The following is a 19,668-nucleotide window of genomic DNA, read 5'->3' as shown; positions in this document are numbered from 1 at the left end:
GGGGCGTTCCGGAGTTCAGACGAGCATCCGTACCACGAATTCGGCTATGCAGGCCGGTTTCGGCTCGCCGTCGATCTCGACGGTCCACTTCACGACGGCCTGCTTGCCGCCCGGCACGTCGCTGACCTCGGCCAGTTCCGCGGTCGCGCGGACCTTCGCGCCGACCCTGACCGGCTGCGGGAAGCGCACCTTGTTCAGGCCGTAGTTGATGCCCATCTTGAGGCCCTCGACCTGGTAGGTGCTCTTGCCGAGCACCGGCAGCAGCGACAGCGTGAGGAACCCGTGCGCGATCGGGCCGCCGAAGGGCCCCTTGTTGGCCTTCTCGACGTCCACGTGGATCCATTGGTGATCCCCGGTCGCTTCGGCGAAGGTGTTGACCTGCTCCTGGGTGACGGTGTGCCACTCACTCGTGCCGAGCCGCTCGCCCGCCGCGGCCGAGAACTCGTCGAGACTGGAGAAAACGCGCATGATCAGTCCTTCGGCCCGCCGGCGACGTAGATGACCTGCCCGGACACGAACCCGGCGCCCTCGCTGACCAGGAACGACACCGTGTGCGCGATGTCCTCGGGCTGGCCGACGCGCGCGACCGGGATCTGCTGCGCCGCCCCGGCCTTGAAGTCCTCCCAGGACACCCCGACCCGGTCGGCGGTCGCCTTGGTCATCTCGGTGGCGATGAAGCCCGGCGCGATCGCGTTCGCCGTGACGCCGAACTTGCCCAGTTCGATGGCGAGTGTCTTGGTGAAGCCCTGCATACCGGCCTTGGCCGCGGAGTAGTTGACCTGGCCCCGGTTACCCAGCGCGGACGTGGACGACAGGTTGACGATCCGGCCCCACTTCTGGGCGGTCATGTGCTTCTGCACCGCGCGGGTCATCAGGAAGGAGCCGCGCAGGTGCACGCCGAGCACCGAATCCCAGTCCTGCTCGGTCATCTTGAAGATCAGGTTGTCGCGGGTGATCCCGGCGTTGTTGACCAGCACCGTCGGCGGGCCGAGTTCGTCGGCGACCTTCTGCACGGCGGCCTCGACCTGCTCGGCGTTCGAGACGTCCAGTGCCACCCCGACGGCCTTGCCACCGCCGGCGGCGATGTCCTCGGCACCCTGTTTGACGGCGGCCTCGTCCAGATCCAGCAGGCCGACGGCGAACCCGTCGGCGGCCAGCCGCTGGGCGACGGCCGCGCCGATGCCCCGGCCTGCGCCGGTGACGATCGCGACGCGGGAGTGCGGTTCGGTCACGTGCTTCCTCCTCAACGTTGAGCGCGCAAGACTAAGCGAGCGCTTAGCAAGTTACCGTGCACCTTACCGCGTGGGCCGTGATGTGGGCCATGTTACTGATCCGGCCAGCGGCGGGCGGGCACGGTCGGCAGCCGGCATGCTGGTAGAAACCCATTTCCGCCGTGGCTGTGGTCGGCTTGGCGACGAATGGCTCAGTATCCTGGCGAGCGTAGTAGCGGAGCCGCCAGCGTCGCGATCGCGAGCAGTTCGGTCAGCGCCATCAGTCGTTCCACCAGGCCCAGCGGGATCACCTCCCACCAGTGCCCGCCCACGGCCGCCGTCACCACCACGGCCGCGAGGATCACCCCGAACCAGCCGAGCGACACGGCGGCGAGCACCCGGGCCGCCCGCCGCCAGCGCGGTGCCGGGAAGGTGGTGCGGGCGGCGAGCAGCAGTCCGAGCGGCAGGCAGACGAACCCGATCACGCTCGCCACCCGGTGCAGGGTGCCGCCCGCGCTCGGGCCCACGGCCCAGTTCGTCTTCGGGAAGGCGACGATCACCAGCAGGCTGACCGTCCACAATGCTCCGGCCACCAGTGCCGCCGCGGGCAGCGCGCGGCGCAGGAAATGCAGCGCGAACAGCAACGCCGACCCGGCGGCCACGAGCACGACCGCGATGTCGAACAGCCACTTGTTCCCCGTCAGCGCGTACTCGCTGATCGTGCGGCGCAGGGGGCTGATTTCGTTGGTGGGTGGGAGAAACTGCAGCAGGAAGACGAGCACCGCGCCCGCCGCGAGCGCGAGCACCCCGGACGCGGCGAGTGCGGCGGGTGCCCGGGCCGGGGGTGCGGTCATGATCGCGATGTTACCGACGGCCAGGTGAGGCGGGCGTTCTCCTCACGGCCGCTCGGTGGCCTCGATGACGCGGCCGAGCGCGGCGTGCAACGCCTCCAGTTCGGGCAGGTCCATCCCGAGTTCCTCGACGACGCGATACGGGATCTTCTCGGCTTCCTTGCGGAACCCGCGGCCCGCGTCGGTCAGGTCCACCGACAGCGACCGCTCGTCCGCGCGGTTGCGATCGCGCGAGACGTAGCCGAGCGCTTCCAGCCGTTTCAGCAGCGGCGACAGCGTGGCCGGCTCGTGGCGCAACGTCTCGCACAGGTCCTTCACCGTGCGGGGCGCCGAATCCCACAACGCGAGCAGCACCAGGTATTGCGGGTGGGTCAGTCCGAACGGCTTGAGCAGTGGCCGGTAGATCGCGATGACACTGCGCGAAGCCACCGACAGCGCGAAGCACACCTGCCTGTCCAGCGCCAGCGGGTCCTCGCCCAGATCGATCATGCTCGGCTCCTTTGATTAGTGTGCTAACTATTAGTGTACTATGAACCTCGTGAAGACACGTCCGAATCCAGTGCAATGGCTCTGGTACGCGCTCGGCGGGCGGCTGCCCGACCGGTGCCGGGAATGGGTCCTGCACGACACCACCTCCCGTAGCTGGATCTGGCGCCACGCGGCGCGCAGCACGGTGCTCATGGCTCCGCTGATGGCAGTGTGGCTGCTGCTGCCCGCGCCCATTCTGTTGCGCCTGGCGCTGGTCCTGATGGCGGGGCTGGTCGGCTACTTCTACTCGTTCGTCTACATGGAAGAGGCCGCGGAGAACCGGCTCGCCAAGCACGGATATCCGCGCGGCACCGGTAAACGCGTCCGCGCTGAGGCCCACCGCGACGAGGACGAAGCGGCACTGGCGCGCTACATCGCCCAATACCGCCGGCCGGAGCAGAACGAGTCCTGATCCCCGGCCCGTCGCCCCCGCAACGCCAGAACTACCCGAAAAGCTGACTCCCCTCCATTGGCCCGGCACCGCCCGCAGCCCGGCCGTAGCATCCCCGGCTGTAGGCAGGTCAGTGAAGGGATTCCAGGGTGGGCAAGGCCGCGGAGATCCTGGCGGTGTTCACGAAACAGGTCGCGGCGAGCGGCTACGACGGGGCGAACTTCGGTGACATCGCGGAGCGGCTGGGCATCTCCAAGGGCACGATCGTGCACCACTACGGCACGAAGGACCGGTTGCTCGCCGCGCTGCACGAGTCCTACCTGCGGCGGCGCCTGCGGGAGGCCGAGCTGATCATGGCCCGGCTGCACACTCCCGCGCAGCGCCTCGCCGGGTTGTTGTTCGCGTGCATCCTCTACCAGGAGCATGATCGCGACGCGACGGTCGCCTTCCAGCGCGAGGTGATCCGGCTGGCGCGCGAGGAGTCCGGGGTCAAACTCCGGGCCCAGTACGTGGATCTGGTGCGCGGCGTGATCAGTGACGGCGTGGCCAGCGGCCAGTTCCGGCCGGTGGACGTCCCGGTGCAGAGCCTGCTGATCTTCGGCGCCGCGCAGTGGGCCTACACGTGGTACGACCCGGCGGGCAGGCGGAACGTCGCCGAGGTCGGTGCGGCGCTGGTGGATCTGGTGCTGGGCAGCCTGCTCACACGCCGTTCGGCGGTGGCGCGGCTGGCCGATCCGGGCGGTCTGGTGCTGCGCACGGTCCGCCGCTGCCTGGCCGAAGCCGCGTGACGATCACCGATGTTCCTTCTGTGGCAACGGTTGCCGTGGCTCGGTGCGCAGCCCGGGGCACCAGCCGTCCCGGGTGACGCTGCGGCGGCGGCCCCGGGGCGGGACGAGGTGGCCGTGCAGCTCTCCGGTGCGGGACCAGTGCAGCAGCTCCTCTTCCCACGGCCGGTTGAGCAGCTCCTGGCGTTGCGCCAGTTCCGCCTGGGTGGCCAGGAATTCGCGGAAGCGGGTCATGAAGTTTCCGGACATGTCCTGAGGATGCGCCGCGGGCCCCCGTCAGACGAGTGGCAGTTCTGCACTTGATCGGCAAATTACTGCCAATGGGTGAGATTCATGGATGCCGGGACCGGCCCTGGCCGAGCTTCCGGGTGCGGGTGTGTTCCTGGCTCAGAAGTCGTCGCGGCCGGTGATCTGCTCCTCCAGTAGTTCCGCGGCGCCCGTGACCAGTTCCAGCGGGTCGGTGAACTCGTTGATGTCGAGGTTGACCAGTGGCAGGGAATGCCGCAGCACCAGGTAGTCACCCATCACCACGGCGCCGCCGACCACCGTGGTGTGGCCGATCTCCGAGAGCACCGAGATCAGGTCGACCTCGTGCGCGTTGGCGAACGGGGTCGCGATCTGCACCCATTCCTCGCGCTTGTCGAGCACCTCGCGCGCGATCACGACCATCTGGGTGCGCTCTTCCTCGTCCGGGTCCCTGCGGAAGCGCACCCGGATCCGGATCTCCTCGGGCTCGTCCCGGATCACCTTGTACGACTGCCTGATGAACGTCACGAGCTCGCGCCAGCTGGCCACCCGTATACCCTTTCCCGCCGGTGTGCAGACCGTGAGAAGTCAAGCACAACCGAATGGGACGTGACGAGTCCCGCATCGTGGGCCTCCTTGACGGACCGGTCCGCCGCGGTGATCATCAAGGCCATGTCGAACCCCGGGCACCACCTTCCACTCCGGATCGGTGTGGCCGCCCTGCTGCTGCGCCGCGGCCGTCTCGGCTCGCCTCCGTGCTGAGTGCCTAGCCACCGCACACACCTTCCGCAGCAAGGAGTTCGCCCGCATGTCCGTGGATCAGTCGTTCCGTCCTGCCCTGCGCCGGGTCCGGGTGCCCGCCGGCGGCATCTTCGAGGGCCCGCGTGTGCTGCAGCGGCTGCCCGAAGGTGCCCCGTCGCGCCCGTACGATCTGTTCGGCCTGCGCCCGCTGGGCCGCGTGATCGGGGCCGAGATCGACGGCGTCGACCTCGGCAAGCCGCTCACCGGCGAGCTGCGTGCGGAGCTGAACCGGGCGTTGCTGGAGTGGAAGGTGCTGTTCTTCCGCGATCAGGACATCACCGCCGCGCAGCAGCGTGAGTTCGCCCGCAACTGGGGGCCACTGGAGACCAATCCCTTGCTGCCCCAGGGAGATTCCGACGAGGTCAGCCGGTTTTCGCGGAGCGCCGCGATGCCCGGGTTCGAGAACGTCTGGCACGTCGACGTGACCTTCCGGCCGAATCCCGCGCTGGGTTCGGTGCTGCGGCTGGTGCGGGTACCGCCGGTCGGCGGGGACACCATCTGGGCCGACATGGCCGCCGCGTACGACAATCTCCCCGCGGACGTGCAGCGCCGCATCAACGGGCTGCGCGCGGTGCACGACTTCGTCCCGGGCTTTTCGCGGTTCTCCGACCACGAGTTCCTCGCCGCGCGGCAGGACGAGTTCCCGCCGGTGGAGCATCCGGTGGTACGGATCCACCCGGAGACCGGGCGGTGCACGCTGTTCGTCAACCAGTCCTTCACCACGCACATCGTCGGCATGGACCGCGACGAGAGCGACGAGCTGCTGCGGTACCTGTTCGTGCAGGCGCACGTGCCGGAGTTCCAGGTGCGGTTCCACTGGACCGAGAACGCCGTCGCCTTCTGGGACAATCGCGCCACCCAGCACTACGCCGTGAACGACTACGCCCCGGAGGTCCGGATCGCCGAACGCGTCGCGATCGCGGGCGACCGGCCCTTCTGACGGCCGGCGCGCCCGGCCACCCACGCGCTCAGCCGGAGTTCTCCTTGAGCTCCAGGAACACCCAGCGCGCGTCGGGTGCGAGCCCGGCCAGTGAGCGGCCGCAGTTCTGCAGGACCACCGGGCCGGACGTGACGTGCTGGGTGCCGGTGTCGAGGTCGCGCAGGAACCGCTGCAGCTCACCGCGGCGGATCGCCGCCGTGCCCGCCCATTTGTGCACCGCCTGCCCGACGGCCTGCACCGACCAGGTGACGTTGTTGAGCATCAGGCGGGTCAGCGTTTCCTGTCCGGTGCTCAGCAGTCCGCCGCCGTCGAGGGTGGCTTCGTTGTCCGCCCAGACCTCCATCGCCCACGCCCGTGCGGCACGCAGCAGTGCTTCGGCGCGCGCGTACTCGGCGTGGAACTCCGCGGTGTCCACCGTCGCGCCCGGGGTGCCGGTTTTCTTCGCCACCAACGCTTTCAGCTCGTCCAGCAGGCGCCTGCCGACACCGAGGGCCCAGCCGGTATGGCAGACCCCGGCCATGTTGGCCAGCCCCATCCGGTAGACCGCGCCACCGTGCCGGGTGTCCATTGTGGATATTTCGAAGGCGTGCGTCGCCGGGACGAACAGGTCCTGACAGGTGTAGTCGATGCTGCCGGTCGCCCGCAGCCCGAGCACGTCCCAGTTGTCGATCAGCTCGGCCTGGTCCTTGGGGAACGTGAAGATCAGTGCCTGCCCGGTCTCGGCGCAGAACGCGGCGGTGTGGATGTGCGTGGCCATCGCGATGCCGGACGCGAAGGCCCACTGCCCGCTGATCCGGTAGCCCCCGTCGACGCGTACCGCTTGGCCCAGGCGGGTGCCCTGCCCGGCGATCAGCACGTGCCGCCCGGTGGCCGGTTCGGGGTAGAGCTCCCGCACCGCCTCGTCGCCGAGGTAAGCCGCCGTGGTGCCGGTGACCATCTGTACCGCCATGAACGCCCAGCCGGCCGACGCGTCGGCGTATGAAATCCGCGCGATCGTCTCGATGGTCTGGGTGGGGGAGAACTCGTATCCGCCGAGCTCGTGCGGGATGCCGATCCGGAACACGCCGGTGGACAGCAGCGCTTCGGTGGCTTCGCCGGTGAGCCTGCCCAGCGCCTCGCTCTTGTCCGCTTCGTGGCGCAGCACCGGATCGATGTCCGTGATCCGTTCGAGTACCTCGTCGTAGTCGTCGCTGACGTGCAGGTGCGTCATGCCGTTTCACGGTAGCGCGCCCCAGGGTCCCGGGAAATCCCGTGAGCGCGCGGAGATCTGTCGTTTCCGCGCAGCGTGTGGGACTCTGGACGCCGTCGATCGCACAGGCGCGAACCCGTGGAGCGGACGATGACGTCGCCGGGACAGCTGTGGCCCGACGGGCCGAGGGTGACCTTCGGCGGGTGGGCCGAGGCCGTTCGGCGTGCCATGTTCGGGTTCCGGTTCGACTGCGACCGCCCGCGCACGTTCGCCGGGGTGGTGCGCACCCGGTCGCTGGCCGGAGTCAGCTTCATCGACCTGGCGTCCGACAGACATGCGGCGTACCGCGACGAAGCCGCGATCGCGGCCGGGGAAAGCGGTTTCTGCGTGCTCACCCTGCAGCTCGCCGGAGAGCTGCGGATGGCCCAAGACGGGCGGGTGGCGTTGCTGGAACCGGGTTCGTTCGCCCTCTACGACTCGTCGAAACCCGCCGCGCTGACGGTCGGCGACGGTTATCGCTCCACGTGCGTGCGGTTCCCGGTGTCCATGCTCGGCGCCGGTGATCCGCTCACCGGGGTCACCGCGCGCGCCTTCGCCTGCGAGCCGGGGATGACGTCGGCGGTGTGGGAGATGCTGCTGAGCCTGAACCGGAATCTGGAGTCGCTGGGCCCGCACGGCCGCGGCGCGGTGCGCGGCGTGATGGAGGTGGTCGCCGCGATGCTGCGGACCTCACTGGGTGTGCCGGCCGACCGGCGCGGGCTCGTGCTGGAGCGGGTGCGCGGGCACATCGAAGCGAACCTGGGCGACGAGGAGCTGTCCCCGGGCACGATCGCCACGGCCACCGGGATTTCCGTGCGGGCGCTGCACATCCTGTTCGAAGGCACCGGCAGCACGGTCTCGGCCTGGATCCGCGGCCGGCGGCTGGAACACTGCCGCACCGACCTGGCCGACCCGCTGCTGCGGCACCTGCCCGTCTCCGCGATAGCGGCCCGCTGGGGTTTCCGCGGCGCCTCGCATTTCGGCGAGACGTTCAAGCGGGCGACCGGCCGGACACCCGCGCAGTACCGGCGCGAACTGCTCCGCTGAACGGGCTCAATCCCTTGCCTGGTACCAGAACGCGGTGCTGGACACGTCGGCGTGGACCAGCGGCAGGTAGCGGCCGTCGTCCTGCCAGCCCAGCGCCTGGATCGTCACCCGCAGGTCCCCGGCGAAGGAGATCGCATCGCGCAGATGCCAGCGGTAGAGGCCGAAACGCTGGCCCGGCTGGTAGATCTGGTTCGCCGGCAGCACCTGCGCCAGGCCGGTGTAGCGCGTGTTGCAGGTGCCGTACCGGCCGCCGAGGTCGAAATTCCAGGCGCCGCCGAAGTAGTCCTCGGTGCCGGTGCCGCAGATCGTCGGGAACTCCCCGTCGCCGTCGAGGTAGAACTTGATTTCGCCCTCGCCCCACCAGCCGGGCGCGTTCGGCTGGATCGTCAGGTACGTGCCCACGTAGCTGCCGCGGCCGCGCACGCCGTCGAGGATGGTGTGGACCGCCGGATTTCCCAGCGGGTTCGCCCGGCGCCAGGCGGCGTGCAGGTACGCGGCGTCGGCCGGGACGTCCCGCAGCCGGTAGGTGACCTGGTAGTACACCGGGACGTCGGCGCCGCTGTGGTTCTCCAGCGTGATCCGGGCCCGGCCGCGGAAGGGCAGCGGCCAGTAGCTGTTCAGCCCGCCCGCGGGGGCGACCACGATCATGTCGGAGTCGACGAGGGCGAGTTCGCCGCAGCCGTTGCAGAAGAAGTCGCCCAGCGGGGTGTCCACCGACGGGTTTTCCTCGTCGTCCCAGTACATCCGCAGGGTCAGGTCGCGCAGCCTGCCGCGGTCGGTGGTCAGCCAGATGTGCTCGACGATCCCGGGGCCTGCGATGTCGGCCAGGGTGGCGGTCCGGCCGTCGGGCAGCAGGATCGACGGCGAGACCTTCCAGCCCTGGCCGAGTTCCCGCGCCGCCCAGGCGCCGGTGCCTTCGGTGGCCATCCCGCCCGCGCCCTTGGCGCCGGTGAAGTTCTCCGCGCTGATCGACCGGGTCACGCCGTCGCGCAGTCGCCAGATCTCAGTCATGATGCCGCGATTATCGCCCCGCGCGCGCCTTGCCCGCAGCGCGGCGGGTTCCGCCACGCCGCGGGCGAATGTCCTTTTCGGACGGTCAGGCGTCGATGGCGGGAGGCAGGGTGCCCGCCACGGCGCGGTAGGTTTCGGGCCTGCGGTCGCGGATCAGCCGGGCGCCGAAGAGCCCGGCGTTGGCGGCCGCGATCCCGCCCTTGACGTCGACGGTCGCGATCGCCATGCCCGGGGTTCGTTCCCCGGTGGTGGCCACGATGGTGCCGCCGGGGTCGACGATCTGGCTCAGTCCGACGAACTCGGCGCCGCCGAGTTCCCCGCCGTAGTTGGACGACACGAACCAGCGCGAGTTCTCCGCGGCGCGCGCCCGGTCGTAGAGCCGGTACAGCTCGGCGAACGGGTTGGTCTCCGCGTCCTGCTCGCCGAACACCATCGGCCAGGCCGTCGGCATCACCAGGATGTCCGCGCCGCGCAGGGTCAGCTCGCGGGCCGACTCGGGCCACATCTTGTCGTAGCAGATCAGCATCCCGATCCGGCCGAGCGCGGTGTCGAACACCGGCCAGTCGTCGCCGCGCCGCCAGGTGACCTGCTCGGTGATGGCGACGTGCACCTTGCGGTACTTGCCGATGAAGCCGTCCGGGCCGCCGAGCACCGCGGTGTTGTAGACGGCGCCGGTGGCGTCGCCCAGCTCGGTCACCCCGAAGATCACGTGCACCCCGAGTTCGGCGGCGCGGTCCAGCACGGCGCGGACGTTCGGGCCGTCCGGTACCGCTTCGGCCGTGCGCCAGGACTCGGCGATGTTCGCGGGGTCGATGGCGGTGAGGCTGCTCGACGGGTAGCCCTGCAGGCTGACCTCGGGGAACACCACCAGGTCGGCGCCCTGCGCGGCCGCGTCCTCCAGCAGGCTCAGGTGGTTCTTCACGCTCAGTTCGAGGTCGTGGGTTCCTTTGAGGGCGACGGTCGCGATCGTGACGGTGGGCATCAGTACCTCCCGGAATCGGCGGAAAAACAGGCCGCCCGCGACGATGTGCGCCGCTCGTGGTGCCGCGATTGCCCGGCCGTTATCGCCGGGTTACGCCGAGCCTTCTCCGGCGGGCGGGCGCTCGACCGGCGCTTTCGCCGGGATTCCCGGCCGGAAACGCCGTGAACCCGACCGGTCCGCCAACGTCAGTGAACGACTGACTTGCAGGATCGTTCAACAATATCGTACGGTCTGGGCCGAGGAGCGAACGGCAAGGGGGCTGGGTGGACACGCTTTACTTCGCTTTTTGCGCGGCCGACCCGCTGTTCTACGACAAGCCGGACGGCGGCGCGGGGGAGCCTTACGAAGTCCCCGCCGCACCGGAAGGCTGGACCGAACGCGACAGCGGGCCGTGGCGCTCGCTGCGCCCGGACGGCGTCCGGCTGCCCGCGCAGGGCTGGAAGATCCACGTCTCCGCCACCCTCGACAACGCCGAGCGGGTACTGGAAACGGTGCACGCCTACTGCCTGCGGCGGCGGATCGCGTTCGAGCATCTGCGGTCCCGGCGGCTGCTGCTGTGCGCGAACGCCAAGTACGCGCCGCGGGCGGGCAGTGGCAGGTTCGTGACCCTCTATCCCGTCGATGAGGACGAGTTCGCGGCGGTGCTGTCCGGGCTCGCCGGCGAGCTGGCGGGCGAGGAAGGGCCCTACGTACTCGGCGATCTGCGCTACGGCGGCGGCCCGCTCTACGTCCGCTACGGCGCGTTCGCGGAGCGGTGGCCGGAGACCGGCGAGGAGCAGGTGCCGGCCATCGAACGCCCCGACGGCACTCTCGTCCCGGATCGCCGCGAGCCCCGGTTTTCGCTGCCCGATTGGGTTTCCGTGCCCGACTGCCTGGCCCCGGCGCTCGCCGCCCACGACGGCAACGGCGAATTCCCTTACACGATGCGCAAAGCCCTGCGCTATTCCAACGGCGGCGGGGTCTACCTCGCCACCCGGGCCGACGACGGCAGGAACGCCGTGCTCAAGGAGGCGCGGCCGCACGCCGGGCTGGACGGAGACGGCACGGACGCGGTCGGCAGGCTGCACCGGGAGCACGAAATCCTCGGCAGGCTCACCGGGATCGCCGGGGTGCCCGAGGCGTACGAGCTGTTCGCTTTGTGGGAGCACCACTTCCTGGCCACGCGGGAACTGCCCGGCCGTCCGCTGACGGACTGGCTGGCGTCGCGGTACCCGCCGGCGGGTACCGCCGCGCCACCAAGCGCGGTCGCTGCCTACACCAGGGACGCGCTCGCGATCCTCGGCCGGATCAGCGGGATCGTCGAGCAGGTGCACCGGCGGGGCGTGGTGCTCGCCGGCCTGCACCCGGCCGGCATCCTCGTCGACGACGACGGCCGAGTCTCGCTGATCGACTTCGAGGCCGCGTCCGACGTGCGGTCCGAGGACCAGCCCGGGTTCGGCGCACCGGTGGGGCGCCGCGGTTTCGCCATCGACGACCACGCGCTGGCTGTGCTGAAGCTGTGGCTGTTCCTCCCGCTCACGGCGATGCTGGAGCTGGACCCGGGCAAGGTGCCCGGCTGGGTCCGGTTCGTCACGCGGCGATTCCCGGTCCCGGAGGGTTTCGGCGACGGCATCCTGGCCGAACTCTCGTCGCGCCCGCGTGCGGCCGCGCGACGGGAAGAGCCGGAGGTCGCGGTGCGGCCACGGCCGATCGTCGCCGGCATCCTGGCCGCCGCCACCCCGGACCGGCCGGACAGGCTGTTCCCCGGCGACATCGCGCAGTTCGGCCCGGGCGGCGGAGTCGGCTTCGCGCACGGCGCCGCGGGCGTGCTGTATGCGCTCAAGGCCGCGGGCGCGGGCCGGTTCCCCCGCTACGAACGGTGGCTGCTCGACGCGCTGGCGCGGAACCCGTTGTCCCGTCCGGGTTTCTGGCACGGCAGGCACGGGGTGGCCGCGGTGCTCGCGGAGTTCGGCTACCACCAGCGCGCCGCCGAACTGGCCGCGGGCCCGGTCGATCAGGTCACCGGCCACGGCCTGGAGAACGGGCTCGCCGGCGTCGGGCTCGGCCTGCTGGCAGTGCCGGAGTTCCTCGGCCAGGCAACGGAAATCGGGGAGCGACTGGCCGCGACGCCCGCGGGCCGGGCACCCGGTGGGCTGTTGCAGGGCTGGTCCGGGCCCGCGCTGTTGTTCATCCGGCTGTTCGAGCACACCGGGGACGAACGCTGGCTCGCCGAGGCCGACCGCGCCATCGGGCGGGACCTCAACACCTGCGTCCCCGCCGCGGGCGCGTCGCTGCAGGTCCGCGACGACGCGTCCCGCGCGGTGCCCTATGCCGGCACCGGCTCGGCCGGGATCGCGCTCGCCGTCACCGAACTGGCCGCACACGACCCGGATGCGCCGAGTGTGGCGGCACTTCCGTTGCTGCTGCGGGCCTGCCGCATCGAGTTCACCGTCCACTCCGGACTGATGACGGGCCGGGCCGGACTGATTCTCGCGCTGGCGGCCGCCGACGATCCCGCCACCGGACGGCAGCTGTCCCGGCTGGCCTGGCATGCCACGGCTTTCCATGGCGGTACGGCCTTTCCGGGCGACCACCTGCTCCGGCTGTCGACGGACCTGGCCACCGGCAGCGCGGGCGTTTTGCTCGCGCTGCACGCGGCTCGTACCGGCGAGGCGGTGCTGCCGTTCCTGCGCGGACGTGTCGCGGCACCCGAGCCTTGAGTTGTCGACAAAGGACACTGCTGGGCCGGACCGCGCGCGGTCCATTGTGGATGAAGGCCCGCCGGTGCCCCACGAATGGCGCACCGGCGGCCCGGAGTGATACCCAGGGTATCTGTGCAGGTCCTGCCGCGCCCGGTTGCGGCTACCGCCTGCGGAACGCCCCCGGACGGCGGGTACCGGAACTCGATATTGAGATCTATATTTCAGTCCGGGTGCACCGAAACACCTGCTGAAGGGGAACTGATGTCTGAGCGAGACGCGGCGGCGGTGCTCGAAGTAGCCCGTACGGCGGACCGGTGCACCACCGCCGTCCGCGCCGCGGAGCCCGCCCGGTTCGCCGCGCTGCTGCGGGAAAGCCCGTACCGGGGCGAGTTGCTCGAGATCTGGGCGCGGCTGCTGGTCACGGTGGTGCCCGAGGACAGCGCGGCCGGAATGGTCGAACGGTTGTGGCGGGGCGACAACAGCGAATGGCTGATCGGCATCGAGTACTTCCTCGACTACGCGCAGCGCCGCAGCCCCGCCACGCTGGCCCGGTTCGTCGGCGAGGTGCTTTCGTGGCCGTGGCCGGAGCAGTCCGAGTTCTCCCTGGCATTGCTCACCACGATCGCCGAAGCGCTGCCGGACGGGATCCTGCCCTCGCACTACCTGATCGCGCGCGGCCTGGTCATCGACGCGGCCGAGACCGCGGGCTGCCCAGGGCTGACCGGACCGCTCACCGGACTGCTCGCGCTGGGCTGGCGTGACGTGGGCTTTTCCGCGCTGCGGCTGGCTTTCGACCTCGCCCGGCACGTCAGCCGCGAACTGCCCGGCGAGCATTCCCGCCGCTGCGCGGTCGCGGTGCTCGCCGCGCTGCTGGGGGAGGTCCGGGCGGGCGACGAGCGGGTGGTGGTGAGCCTCCGCCGCGGCGCGCGCCTGCTCAGCGACGCCGACGACCCGCAGCTGGAGGTGGACGAGGTCGAGCGGGCCACGGTGGTCGCCACCCGCGTGGTGCGCTTCGCGGGTATCGGCGACTTCGCGCGGCTGCGGGCAGAGCTGGACGAACAGGCCCGCGAGGAGCACGAACTGGTGGCTGTGCTGCTCGCGCTGGCGCTCGCCGCCTCCTCGCACGTGCGGGAACAGGCCCAGCCCTGCCTGCCGTGAAGCGCTTTCCCTGCCTTAGCCGGCCATGGGACAGGTCGTACCGACCTTCGGCGACAGCGGCGAGCGCCGCGGCCTCCTTTTCCGCCAGGGCCCGCGCCCCGGCGATCACGCCCGGGGCTTCGGCCGGGGGAATCGCCAGCACGCCGTCGTCGTCGCCGACCACCAGATTGCCGCGGGAGACGACCATCCCGCCCACCGACACCGGCACGGTGATCTCGCCCGGCCTGTTCTTGTGCGGCCCAGGATGCGTCACCCCGCGCGCGAACACGGGGAAGCTCCGCTCGCGGATCTCCGCCAGGTCGCGGATCGCGCCGTCGAGCACCACGCCCGCGAGGCCGGCGCCTTCCGCGTAGCGCGTCATGACGTCGCCCATCAGGGCGTGGTCGAGCGCGCCGCCGCCGTCGACGACGAGCACGTCGCCGGAGCGGCAGACCGCGAAAGCGCGGTAGATCGCCAGGTTGTCACCCGCGCGTACGCACTGTCACCGCTGTGCCGACCAGCGGCGAACCGTCGTGGTTGGGGGCGAATTCCACCGGTCCCGCTGTTTCGTGCCATGTCGTCGCTGAGCAGCGAAACCGCCAGGCCCCGCACGGAATCGACTAGGCCTGGCGCCTGGGCAGCGGCCGGATTTCGTTGCCAGCCGGGGGAAATCAGTGTCGTTCTCCTTGGTCCAGTTGCCGGGAAAGACGGCCGCAGACGCGTCGGGCATTGTCCTCGGAAACGCGTCTCCGCTCTTTGTCACCGAGCCCGGCGGCGTCGACATAACGGCGGGTGTCGTCGAAATCGTGCCTGGTCTATTCGGGTTGCAGTGGTCCGGACCAGTTCCGCGGCCGGCATCTCGCGGCCGCCATGACGTGCCGCGATACCGGTCAGACGGTGAGGACGAGCTTGCCCCGGAGGTGACCACCGTCGAGCAGCCGGTGCGCGTCGGCGACGCGCTCGAACGGGAACGTCTCCTGCACGTGGACCCGGAGCCTGCCTTGCCCGGCGAGCCCGGCCAGCCCTCGCAGGGCGACCGGATCGGGGTCCACGGCGATGCCGCTGAAGCGCATGCCTGCCGCCTCGTACTTGGCGGCGAGTTCCGTTTCCTCGTCGGCGACCGCCGTCACCAGGTGACCGCCTGGGCGGAGCACTGCCAGCGACCGCTCGACGGCGTCCCCGCCGATCGTGTCGAGCACGACGTCGATGTCACGGACCGCCTCGGTGAAGTCGGCGGTCGTGTAGTCGATCACCTCGTCGGCGCCGAGCCCCTCGGCGAACTCCCGCTTGCCGCCGCTCGCGGTCGCGATCACGTGCGCGCCGAGTGCTTTCGCCAGCTGGATCGCGACGTGGCCGACACCGCCACCCCCGCCGTGGACCAGGACGCGGTCGCCCTCGCTCACTTCGCCCAGGTCGATGAGGCCCTGCCACGCCGTCAGCCCGACGACCGGCAGCGCCGACGCCTCGACGTGCGAGAGCGACGCCGGCTTGCGCGCCAGGTGCAACGCCGGAGCGGACACGAGTTCGGCATATGCGTTGGCCGCCCGGGGAAACAGCGGCATCCCGAACACCTCGTCCCCGGGCTTGAACCGCGAGGTCTGTGCCGCTTCGACCACTCCGCTGATGTCCCAGCCGAGGATGAACGGCGGACGGCCGATGAGCGGGAACTCGCCGGCGCGCAGGCGCGCTTCCAGCGGGTTCAGCCCGATCGCCTTGACCCGGACGAGAACCTCGGTCGGCAGGGGCCGGGGAGCGGGCGCGTGCACGACGGTGAGCACTTCGGGACCGCCGAGCGTCCGCTGGGTGATGATTCGCATGACTCCGAGGCTAGGTATCCGACAGGTACCGCCAGGTACCTTGGGTGCGTGCGCGGTTCCGTTCCCGGTGACCCTTTTCTCGCCGACTGCCCGGCGCGGCTGACGGTCGAACTCATCGCCGACAAGTGGACGGCGGTCGTGCTCTACGGCCTCAGCCAGGGCCCGGTGCGCCATGGCGAGCTGATCGAGCTGATCGGCGGCATCTCCCGCAAGGTGCTCACCCAGACCCTCCGGCGGCTCCAGGCGCACGGGCTCATCCGCCGCCACGCCTACGCCGAGGTGCCGCCCCGCGTCGAGTACGAACTCACGCCACTCGGGGCGACGCTGATAGATCCGATCCACATGCTCACCGAATGGGCGAGGGAAAACGGCGACGCGGTGCTCGATGCGCTCGGCGCGAATCCTGTCGCCCCTGGCGACTGAGGCCGCCGTCCGCTGCTGTATTTCGCGCCGGGGACGCGCGAAGACACAATCCGGGATGGGATGGCCCGGACGGCGTCCCGCGTTTCACGCCGCACCCGGATCCGTCTTCGAACGGGACGAGGCGCTCACCAGCCGCCGCCAGGGCTACCGCCTGCACCTGGACGCCCAGGCGCGCGCGACGCGCTCCGGCGGCTGCTGCTGCCCACGCCGTCGTTCGAGCTGTTCCCGGCCACCGCCGGTGTCCCGGATCCGCGTTTCGTGCTGCTGGACGACCAGCTCGGCGAAATGCTGACCCAGGGCGAGCCCGGCGGGGCCGAACCGGAGCATTCCGCTGTGGACCTGTTGGTGCTCAGGCAGATTCTGCTCGCCGGGGCCGAGGACGTCGCGCGGTTCGAGAAGTACGAGACCGACTCGGTGGGCCGGGTGACGGGGTACTTCGCCGACGGCGTGAAATCCGTGGTGCGCCAGCTCTACGGCACGATTCCGCTGACCGCGCGGACGATACGGCTGTTCGACGAGCACCTGTCCGGCATCTTCACGGCGACCGGCGGCCAGGACGGGACGTTCGCCGGAGTCGCCCGTGCAGTTCCCCGAGCCACAGGAGCAGGCCGCCGCCCGCCTCGTTCCCGGCTTGCGGCTGGTGCCCGTCGCGGACTACTGGCCTGCTCGTGCCTGCGGTCGCCACGGATGGTTCGCCGAGGTGGATCCGGCCTCGGTGTTCGTACTCCACACGGGTCACCCGGCCCGGCGAGGCGATTCACGCGATGAGCCCGGCGGCCGTGGCCGGTGCCGGTACCGCGCTGCGCGACGCCGACCGGCTGACCGCTGCCCTCAGTGCGGGCGGCGGACTTCAGGCGTACGAGTCGGAGATGATCGACGCCGATGGAGAAGATCACAACCGGGAAGACCATCCCGGCCCCGGCCGTTGCACGGTGACGTGAGCCGACTGTTCGAGCCTTATCGCAGCCATGACGTGACGATCCCGAACCGGATCTGGGTTTCGCCGATGTGCCAGTACTCGGCCGGGGACGGGGTGCCGGGGGACTGGCATCTGGTGCACCTCGGCCAGTTCGCGGCGGGTGGCGCCGGGCTGGTCATGACCGAGGCCACCGCGGTGACCCCGGCGGGGCGGATCAGCCCGCAGGACACCGGGATCTGGAACGACGAGCAGGTCGCGGCGTGGCGCCGGATCACGGATTTCCTGCACGGCCAGGGCGCGGTGGCGGGCATGCAGCTCGGGCATGCCGGCCGGAAGGGGTCGACGCACCGCCCCTGGGACGGGGGCGGGACGATTCCGGCCGCCGAGGGTGGCTGGACGGCAGTCGGTCCCTCGGCGGAGCCGTTCGGCGAGTACGCGACGCCGCGTGCGTTGTCCGCGGACGAGGTCGCCGAAGTGCCGGGCGTGTTCGCGGCGGCGGCCCGGCGCGCCGTGAGCGCGGGGTTCGACGTGCTGGAACTGCATTTCGCGCACGGGTACCTGGTGCACCAGTTCTACTCGCCGCTGTCCAACCACCGCACCGACCGCTACGGCGGCGGGTTCGAGGGCCGGGTCCGGCTGCCGCTGGAAATCGTCGACGCGGTGCGCGCCGAGACCGGTCCCGAAGTCCCGCTGTTCGTCCGGCTTTCGGCGACCGACTGGGCCGAGGACGGCTGGAGCGCCGACGACTCCGTGCGTCTGGTCAAGCTGCTCGGCGAGGGCGGCGTCGACCTGATCGACACGTCCACCGGCGGCAACCACCCCCGGCCGTCGATCCCGGTCGGCCCGGGCTACCAGGTGCCGTTCGCGGAACGGATCCGCGGCGAGACGGGTGTCCCGGCCGCCGCGGTCGGCATGATCACCGAACCGCGCCAGGCGGAGGAAATCCTGGCCTCGGGCGCGGCGGACGCGGTGTTCGTCGGCCGGGCGCTGCTGCGTGACCCGCACTGGCCGCTGCGCGCGGCGCACGAGCTGGGCGACGAGGCGCGGTGGCCCGATCAGTACGCCCGCGCCAAGAACTGGCCTTGATCGTACTGACGGGTACTGTCGCGGGCATGGGTGTAGCCGCGGACGAACGCCAGGCACTGAGCGCACTGCTCGACGAACTGGGCCCGGATCAGCCGACTCTGTGTGAAGGCTGGCGCACGCGGGACCTGGCCGCGCATCTCGTGCTGCGCGAGCACCGGCCGGACGCGGCGGCGGGAATCGTCGTGCCCGCGCTCGCCTCGTACACGAAGAAGGTGCAGGACGGGTACGCCGCCAAGCCGTGGGCTGAACTCGTCGCACAGGTCCGCTCCGGGCCGGCCTGGTACTGGCCCACCCGCGTCGGCCCGCTCGACGAGCTCGCCAACGGCGCGGAATTCCTTGTGCACCACGAAGATGTGCGCCGCGGCCAGCCGAACTGGGAGCCGCGCCGGAGCGACCCGGCCCGGGACGCCACGGCGTGGCGGTCGGTGAAGGCGATGGCCAAGCTGAGCTTGCGCCGCTCGCCGGCCGGCGTGGTGCTGCGCACCGACACGGGCGAGGAAGTGACGGCGAAGGCGGGCAACCCCGCCGTCACCGTCGTGGGCGCGCCGGTGGAACTGCTGCTGTTCACCTTCGGCCGCAACGCCGTCCGGGCCGAGTTCGAAGGCGACCCGGACGACGTGGCCAAGCTGGCGGCGCTCAGCCGCGGCCTGTGAGCCCTACTCCGCGAGGACCTTTCCGGTCTCCAGCAAGGACTTGAGGTCGCTGAGGATCCAGGCCCAGCCACCGCCGGCGCCCTCGGCCTCGTGCACCCCGCTGACCATCGTGGCCGTGCGCGGCGCGTTCTCGAGTTCGTGGATGACGGTCAGTCTCGCCCCGCCCGCGGATGGCTCGATCTCGTAGGTGAGCCGGGTGAAGTCCTCGGCCGCCATCTCGGGATCCATCAGCATCCGCCAGGTCAGCACGAGTTTGCGCGGGGGATCGGCTTCCAGCACCTCGCCGTCGATGATGACCTCGGGCAGGTCCACCCCGCCTGCCGCGGCGCCCTTGATCATGGCTTCGCTGGGCTTCGTGCCGAACTTCGCGCCGGGGGTGAGGTCGTAGTCGGTGCGCCCGCCATAGCCGTAGCGGTCGGTCCATTCGGGCTTGGTGATCGCCTCCCAGATCCGCTCCGGGGTGGCCTTGATGTAGATCCGGTAGACCTGGGTGGTCGCCTGGCTGCTGGTCATGGTTCCTGCTCCAGTTCCGCTTTGAGCTCGGTGAGCGCCGACGCCCGGCGCCCGGTGTACTTGTCGATCCACCGGTCGTGGATCGTGCGGATCGGGACCGGGTTGAGGAAGTGCAGCTTTTCCCGGCCGGATCTGCGGGTGACCACGAGGTCGGCGTCTTCGAGCACTTTCAGGTGCTTCATCACGCCGAACCGCGTCATCGCCAGCTCGGACTCCAGCTCGCTCAGCGTGCGGCCGTCACGCGCGAACAGCAGGTCGAGCAGGTAACGGCGGGTCGGGTCGGCCAGTGCCTTGAACACCCGATCGTCGTCGGTCACCCGCTCAGGATAGGTGACCATTTGGTCACATGTCTACCCGACATTTCCCGGCCGCTTGGCGCACCATCGCCGTTCACGTCGTCTTCGCCGGGAAAAGCGAC

23 protein-coding genes and 1 pseudogene are annotated in these 19,668 nt (G+C 70.6%); 11 read left to right on the top strand and 13 right to left on the bottom strand.

Annotated elements, in window-relative coordinates; translation table 11 throughout:
• Positions 1-15 precede the first annotated feature (15 nt).
• The 4 genes from VHD82_RS01540 to VHD82_RS01525 form a co-directional block, all read right to left on the bottom strand.
• Positions 16-468 carry a MaoC family dehydratase gene (locus VHD82_RS01540; RefSeq protein WP_325696132.1) on the bottom strand — a complete coding sequence of 151 codons (453 nt, stop codon included), beginning with the start codon at positions 466-468 and terminating at the stop codon, positions 16-18.
• Between the two features lie 2 nt (positions 469-470).
• Positions 471-1,232, bottom strand: a complete 762-nt coding sequence (gene fabG / locus VHD82_RS01535; protein WP_325696130.1) for a 3-oxoacyl-ACP reductase FabG — start codon at positions 1,230-1,232, stop codon at positions 471-473.
• A 191-nt stretch (positions 1,233-1,423) separates the two neighbouring features.
• A complete protein-coding gene (locus VHD82_RS01530; protein WP_325696128.1) occupies positions 1,424-2,065 on the bottom strand; it encodes a DUF998 domain-containing protein in 642 nt (213 codons plus the stop codon).
• Positions 2,066-2,107: 42 nt separating this feature from the next.
• Positions 2,108-2,551, bottom strand: a complete 444-nt coding sequence (locus tag VHD82_RS01525) for a MarR family transcriptional regulator (protein WP_325696127.1) — start codon at positions 2,549-2,551, stop codon at positions 2,108-2,110.
• A 40-nt stretch (positions 2,552-2,591) separates the two neighbouring features.
• Here VHD82_RS01525 and VHD82_RS01520 point away from each other — a divergent pair, with 40 nt between their 5' ends.
• Together VHD82_RS01520 and VHD82_RS01515 are read left to right on the top strand one after the other, a co-directional pair.
• Positions 2,592-3,002, top strand: a complete 411-nt coding sequence (locus tag VHD82_RS01520) for a DUF5313 domain-containing protein (protein WP_325696125.1) — start codon at positions 2,592-2,594, stop codon at positions 3,000-3,002.
• A 128-nt stretch (positions 3,003-3,130) separates the two neighbouring features.
• The gene (locus tag VHD82_RS01515; RefSeq protein ID WP_325696123.1) at positions 3,131-3,769 is read left to right on the top strand and encodes a TetR/AcrR family transcriptional regulator; all 639 of its coding nucleotides are present in this window, start codon (positions 3,131-3,133) and stop codon (positions 3,767-3,769) included.
• Between the two features lie 3 nt (positions 3,770-3,772).
• On the opposite strand, the gene VHD82_RS01510 is transcribed toward VHD82_RS01515, so the two are convergent.
• Positions 3,773-4,015, bottom strand: coding sequence for a hypothetical protein (locus VHD82_RS01510; RefSeq protein WP_325696121.1), 243 nt, complete (start codon positions 4,013-4,015; stop codon positions 3,773-3,775).
• Positions 4,016-4,153: 138 nt separating this feature from the next.
• Positions 4,154-4,561 (bottom strand): hypothetical protein, encoded by a 408-nt coding sequence (locus VHD82_RS01505; protein WP_325696120.1) that lies wholly within the window; start codon positions 4,559-4,561, stop codon positions 4,154-4,156.
• Positions 4,562-4,820: 259 nt separating this feature from the next.
• Here VHD82_RS01505 and VHD82_RS01500 point away from each other — a divergent pair, with 259 nt between their 5' ends.
• Complete coding sequence (locus VHD82_RS01500) at positions 4,821-5,753, top strand: TauD/TfdA dioxygenase family protein (protein WP_325696118.1); 933 nt, start codon at positions 4,821-4,823, stop codon at positions 5,751-5,753.
• A 28-nt stretch (positions 5,754-5,781) separates the two neighbouring features.
• Here the strand turns inward: VHD82_RS01500 and VHD82_RS01495 are convergent, their stop codons facing one another.
• Positions 5,782-6,963 (bottom strand): acyl-CoA dehydrogenase family protein, encoded by a 1,182-nt coding sequence (locus VHD82_RS01495; protein WP_325696116.1) that lies wholly within the window; start codon positions 6,961-6,963, stop codon positions 5,782-5,784.
• 129 nt (positions 6,964-7,092) lie between these two features.
• Between VHD82_RS01495 and VHD82_RS01490 the strand changes: the two genes are divergently transcribed.
• Positions 7,093-8,028: a helix-turn-helix domain-containing protein gene (locus VHD82_RS01490; protein WP_325696114.1), complete on the top strand. Its 936-nt coding sequence runs from the start codon at positions 7,093-7,095 to the stop codon at positions 8,026-8,028.
• 6 nt (positions 8,029-8,034) lie between these two features.
• Here VHD82_RS01490 and VHD82_RS01485 read toward each other — a convergent pair whose 3' ends face one another.
• A complete protein-coding gene (locus tag VHD82_RS01485) occupies positions 8,035-9,039 on the bottom strand; it encodes a glycoside hydrolase family 172 protein (protein ID WP_325696112.1) in 1,005 nt (334 codons plus the stop codon).
• An 85-nt stretch (positions 9,040-9,124) separates the two neighbouring features.
• Positions 9,125-10,021: a carbon-nitrogen hydrolase family protein gene (locus tag VHD82_RS01480; protein ID WP_325696110.1), complete on the bottom strand. Its 897-nt coding sequence runs from the start codon at positions 10,019-10,021 to the stop codon at positions 9,125-9,127.
• Between the two features lie 263 nt (positions 10,022-10,284).
• On the opposite strand from VHD82_RS01480, the gene lanKC reads away from it, so the two are divergent.
• Together lanKC and VHD82_RS01470 are read left to right on the top strand one after the other, a co-directional pair.
• Positions 10,285-12,720 (top strand): class III lanthionine synthetase LanKC, encoded by a 2,436-nt coding sequence (lanKC, locus tag VHD82_RS01475; RefSeq protein WP_325696108.1) that lies wholly within the window; start codon positions 10,285-10,287, stop codon positions 12,718-12,720.
• Between the two features lie 243 nt (positions 12,721-12,963).
• The gene (locus tag VHD82_RS01470; RefSeq protein WP_325696106.1) at positions 12,964-13,860 is read left to right on the top strand and encodes a hypothetical protein; all 897 of its coding nucleotides are present in this window, start codon (positions 12,964-12,966) and stop codon (positions 13,858-13,860) included.
• A gap of 148 nt (positions 13,861-14,008) precedes the next feature.
• On the opposite strand, the pseudogene VHD82_RS36690 reads toward VHD82_RS01470, so the two are convergent.
• Positions 14,009-14,320, bottom strand: a pseudogene (locus VHD82_RS36690) (transferase); the annotation flags it as partial.
• Positions 14,321-14,729: 409 nt separating this feature from the next.
• Positions 14,730-15,656 carry an NADP-dependent oxidoreductase gene (locus tag VHD82_RS01465; RefSeq protein WP_325696104.1) on the bottom strand — a complete coding sequence of 309 codons (927 nt, stop codon included), beginning with the start codon at positions 15,654-15,656 and terminating at the stop codon, positions 14,730-14,732.
• A gap of 48 nt (positions 15,657-15,704) precedes the next feature.
• Between VHD82_RS01465 and VHD82_RS01460 the strand changes: the two genes are divergently transcribed.
• From VHD82_RS01460 to VHD82_RS01440, 5 genes are all read left to right on the top strand, one after another.
• Complete coding sequence (locus VHD82_RS01460; protein WP_325696102.1) at positions 15,705-16,079, top strand: helix-turn-helix domain-containing protein; 375 nt, start codon at positions 15,705-15,707, stop codon at positions 16,077-16,079.
• 258 nt (positions 16,080-16,337) lie between these two features.
• Positions 16,338-16,847 carry a hypothetical protein gene (locus VHD82_RS01455; protein ID WP_325696100.1) on the top strand — a complete coding sequence of 170 codons (510 nt, stop codon included), beginning with the start codon at positions 16,338-16,340 and terminating at the stop codon, positions 16,845-16,847.
• Positions 16,844-17,020: a hypothetical protein gene (locus VHD82_RS01450; protein WP_325696098.1), complete on the top strand. Its 177-nt coding sequence runs from the start codon at positions 16,844-16,846 to the stop codon at positions 17,018-17,020. The genes VHD82_RS01455 and VHD82_RS01450 overlap by 4 nt, the downstream gene beginning before the upstream one ends.
• Complete coding sequence (locus VHD82_RS01445; RefSeq protein WP_325696097.1) at positions 17,017-18,084, top strand: NADH:flavin oxidoreductase/NADH oxidase; 1,068 nt, start codon at positions 17,017-17,019, stop codon at positions 18,082-18,084. The genes VHD82_RS01450 and VHD82_RS01445 overlap by 4 nt, the downstream gene beginning before the upstream one ends.
• A 26-nt stretch (positions 18,085-18,110) precedes the next feature.
• Entirely contained in the window at positions 18,111-18,737 is a 627-nt protein-coding gene (locus VHD82_RS01440; RefSeq protein WP_325696095.1) for a TIGR03085 family metal-binding protein, read from the top strand.
• Positions 18,738-18,740: 3 nt separating this feature from the next.
• Here VHD82_RS01440 and VHD82_RS01435 read toward each other — a convergent pair whose 3' ends face one another.
• On the bottom strand, positions 18,741-19,250 hold the full coding sequence (locus VHD82_RS01435; RefSeq protein WP_325696093.1) for an SRPBCC family protein: 510 nt from the start codon (positions 19,248-19,250) through the stop codon (positions 18,741-18,743).
• Positions 19,247-19,588, bottom strand: coding sequence for a metalloregulator ArsR/SmtB family transcription factor (locus VHD82_RS01430; RefSeq protein ID WP_325696091.1), 342 nt, complete (start codon positions 19,586-19,588; stop codon positions 19,247-19,249). The genes VHD82_RS01435 and VHD82_RS01430 overlap by 4 nt, the downstream gene beginning before the upstream one ends.
• Positions 19,589-19,668 lie beyond the last annotated feature (80 nt).

This window comes from Amycolatopsis sp., assembly GCF_035546795.1.
Taxonomy (GTDB): Bacteria; Actinomycetota; Actinomycetes; order Mycobacteriales; family Pseudonocardiaceae; genus Amycolatopsis_E.
The sequence above is the reverse complement of the archived record's forward strand: the minus strand, read 5'-3'. Positions and strand labels throughout refer to the sequence as shown.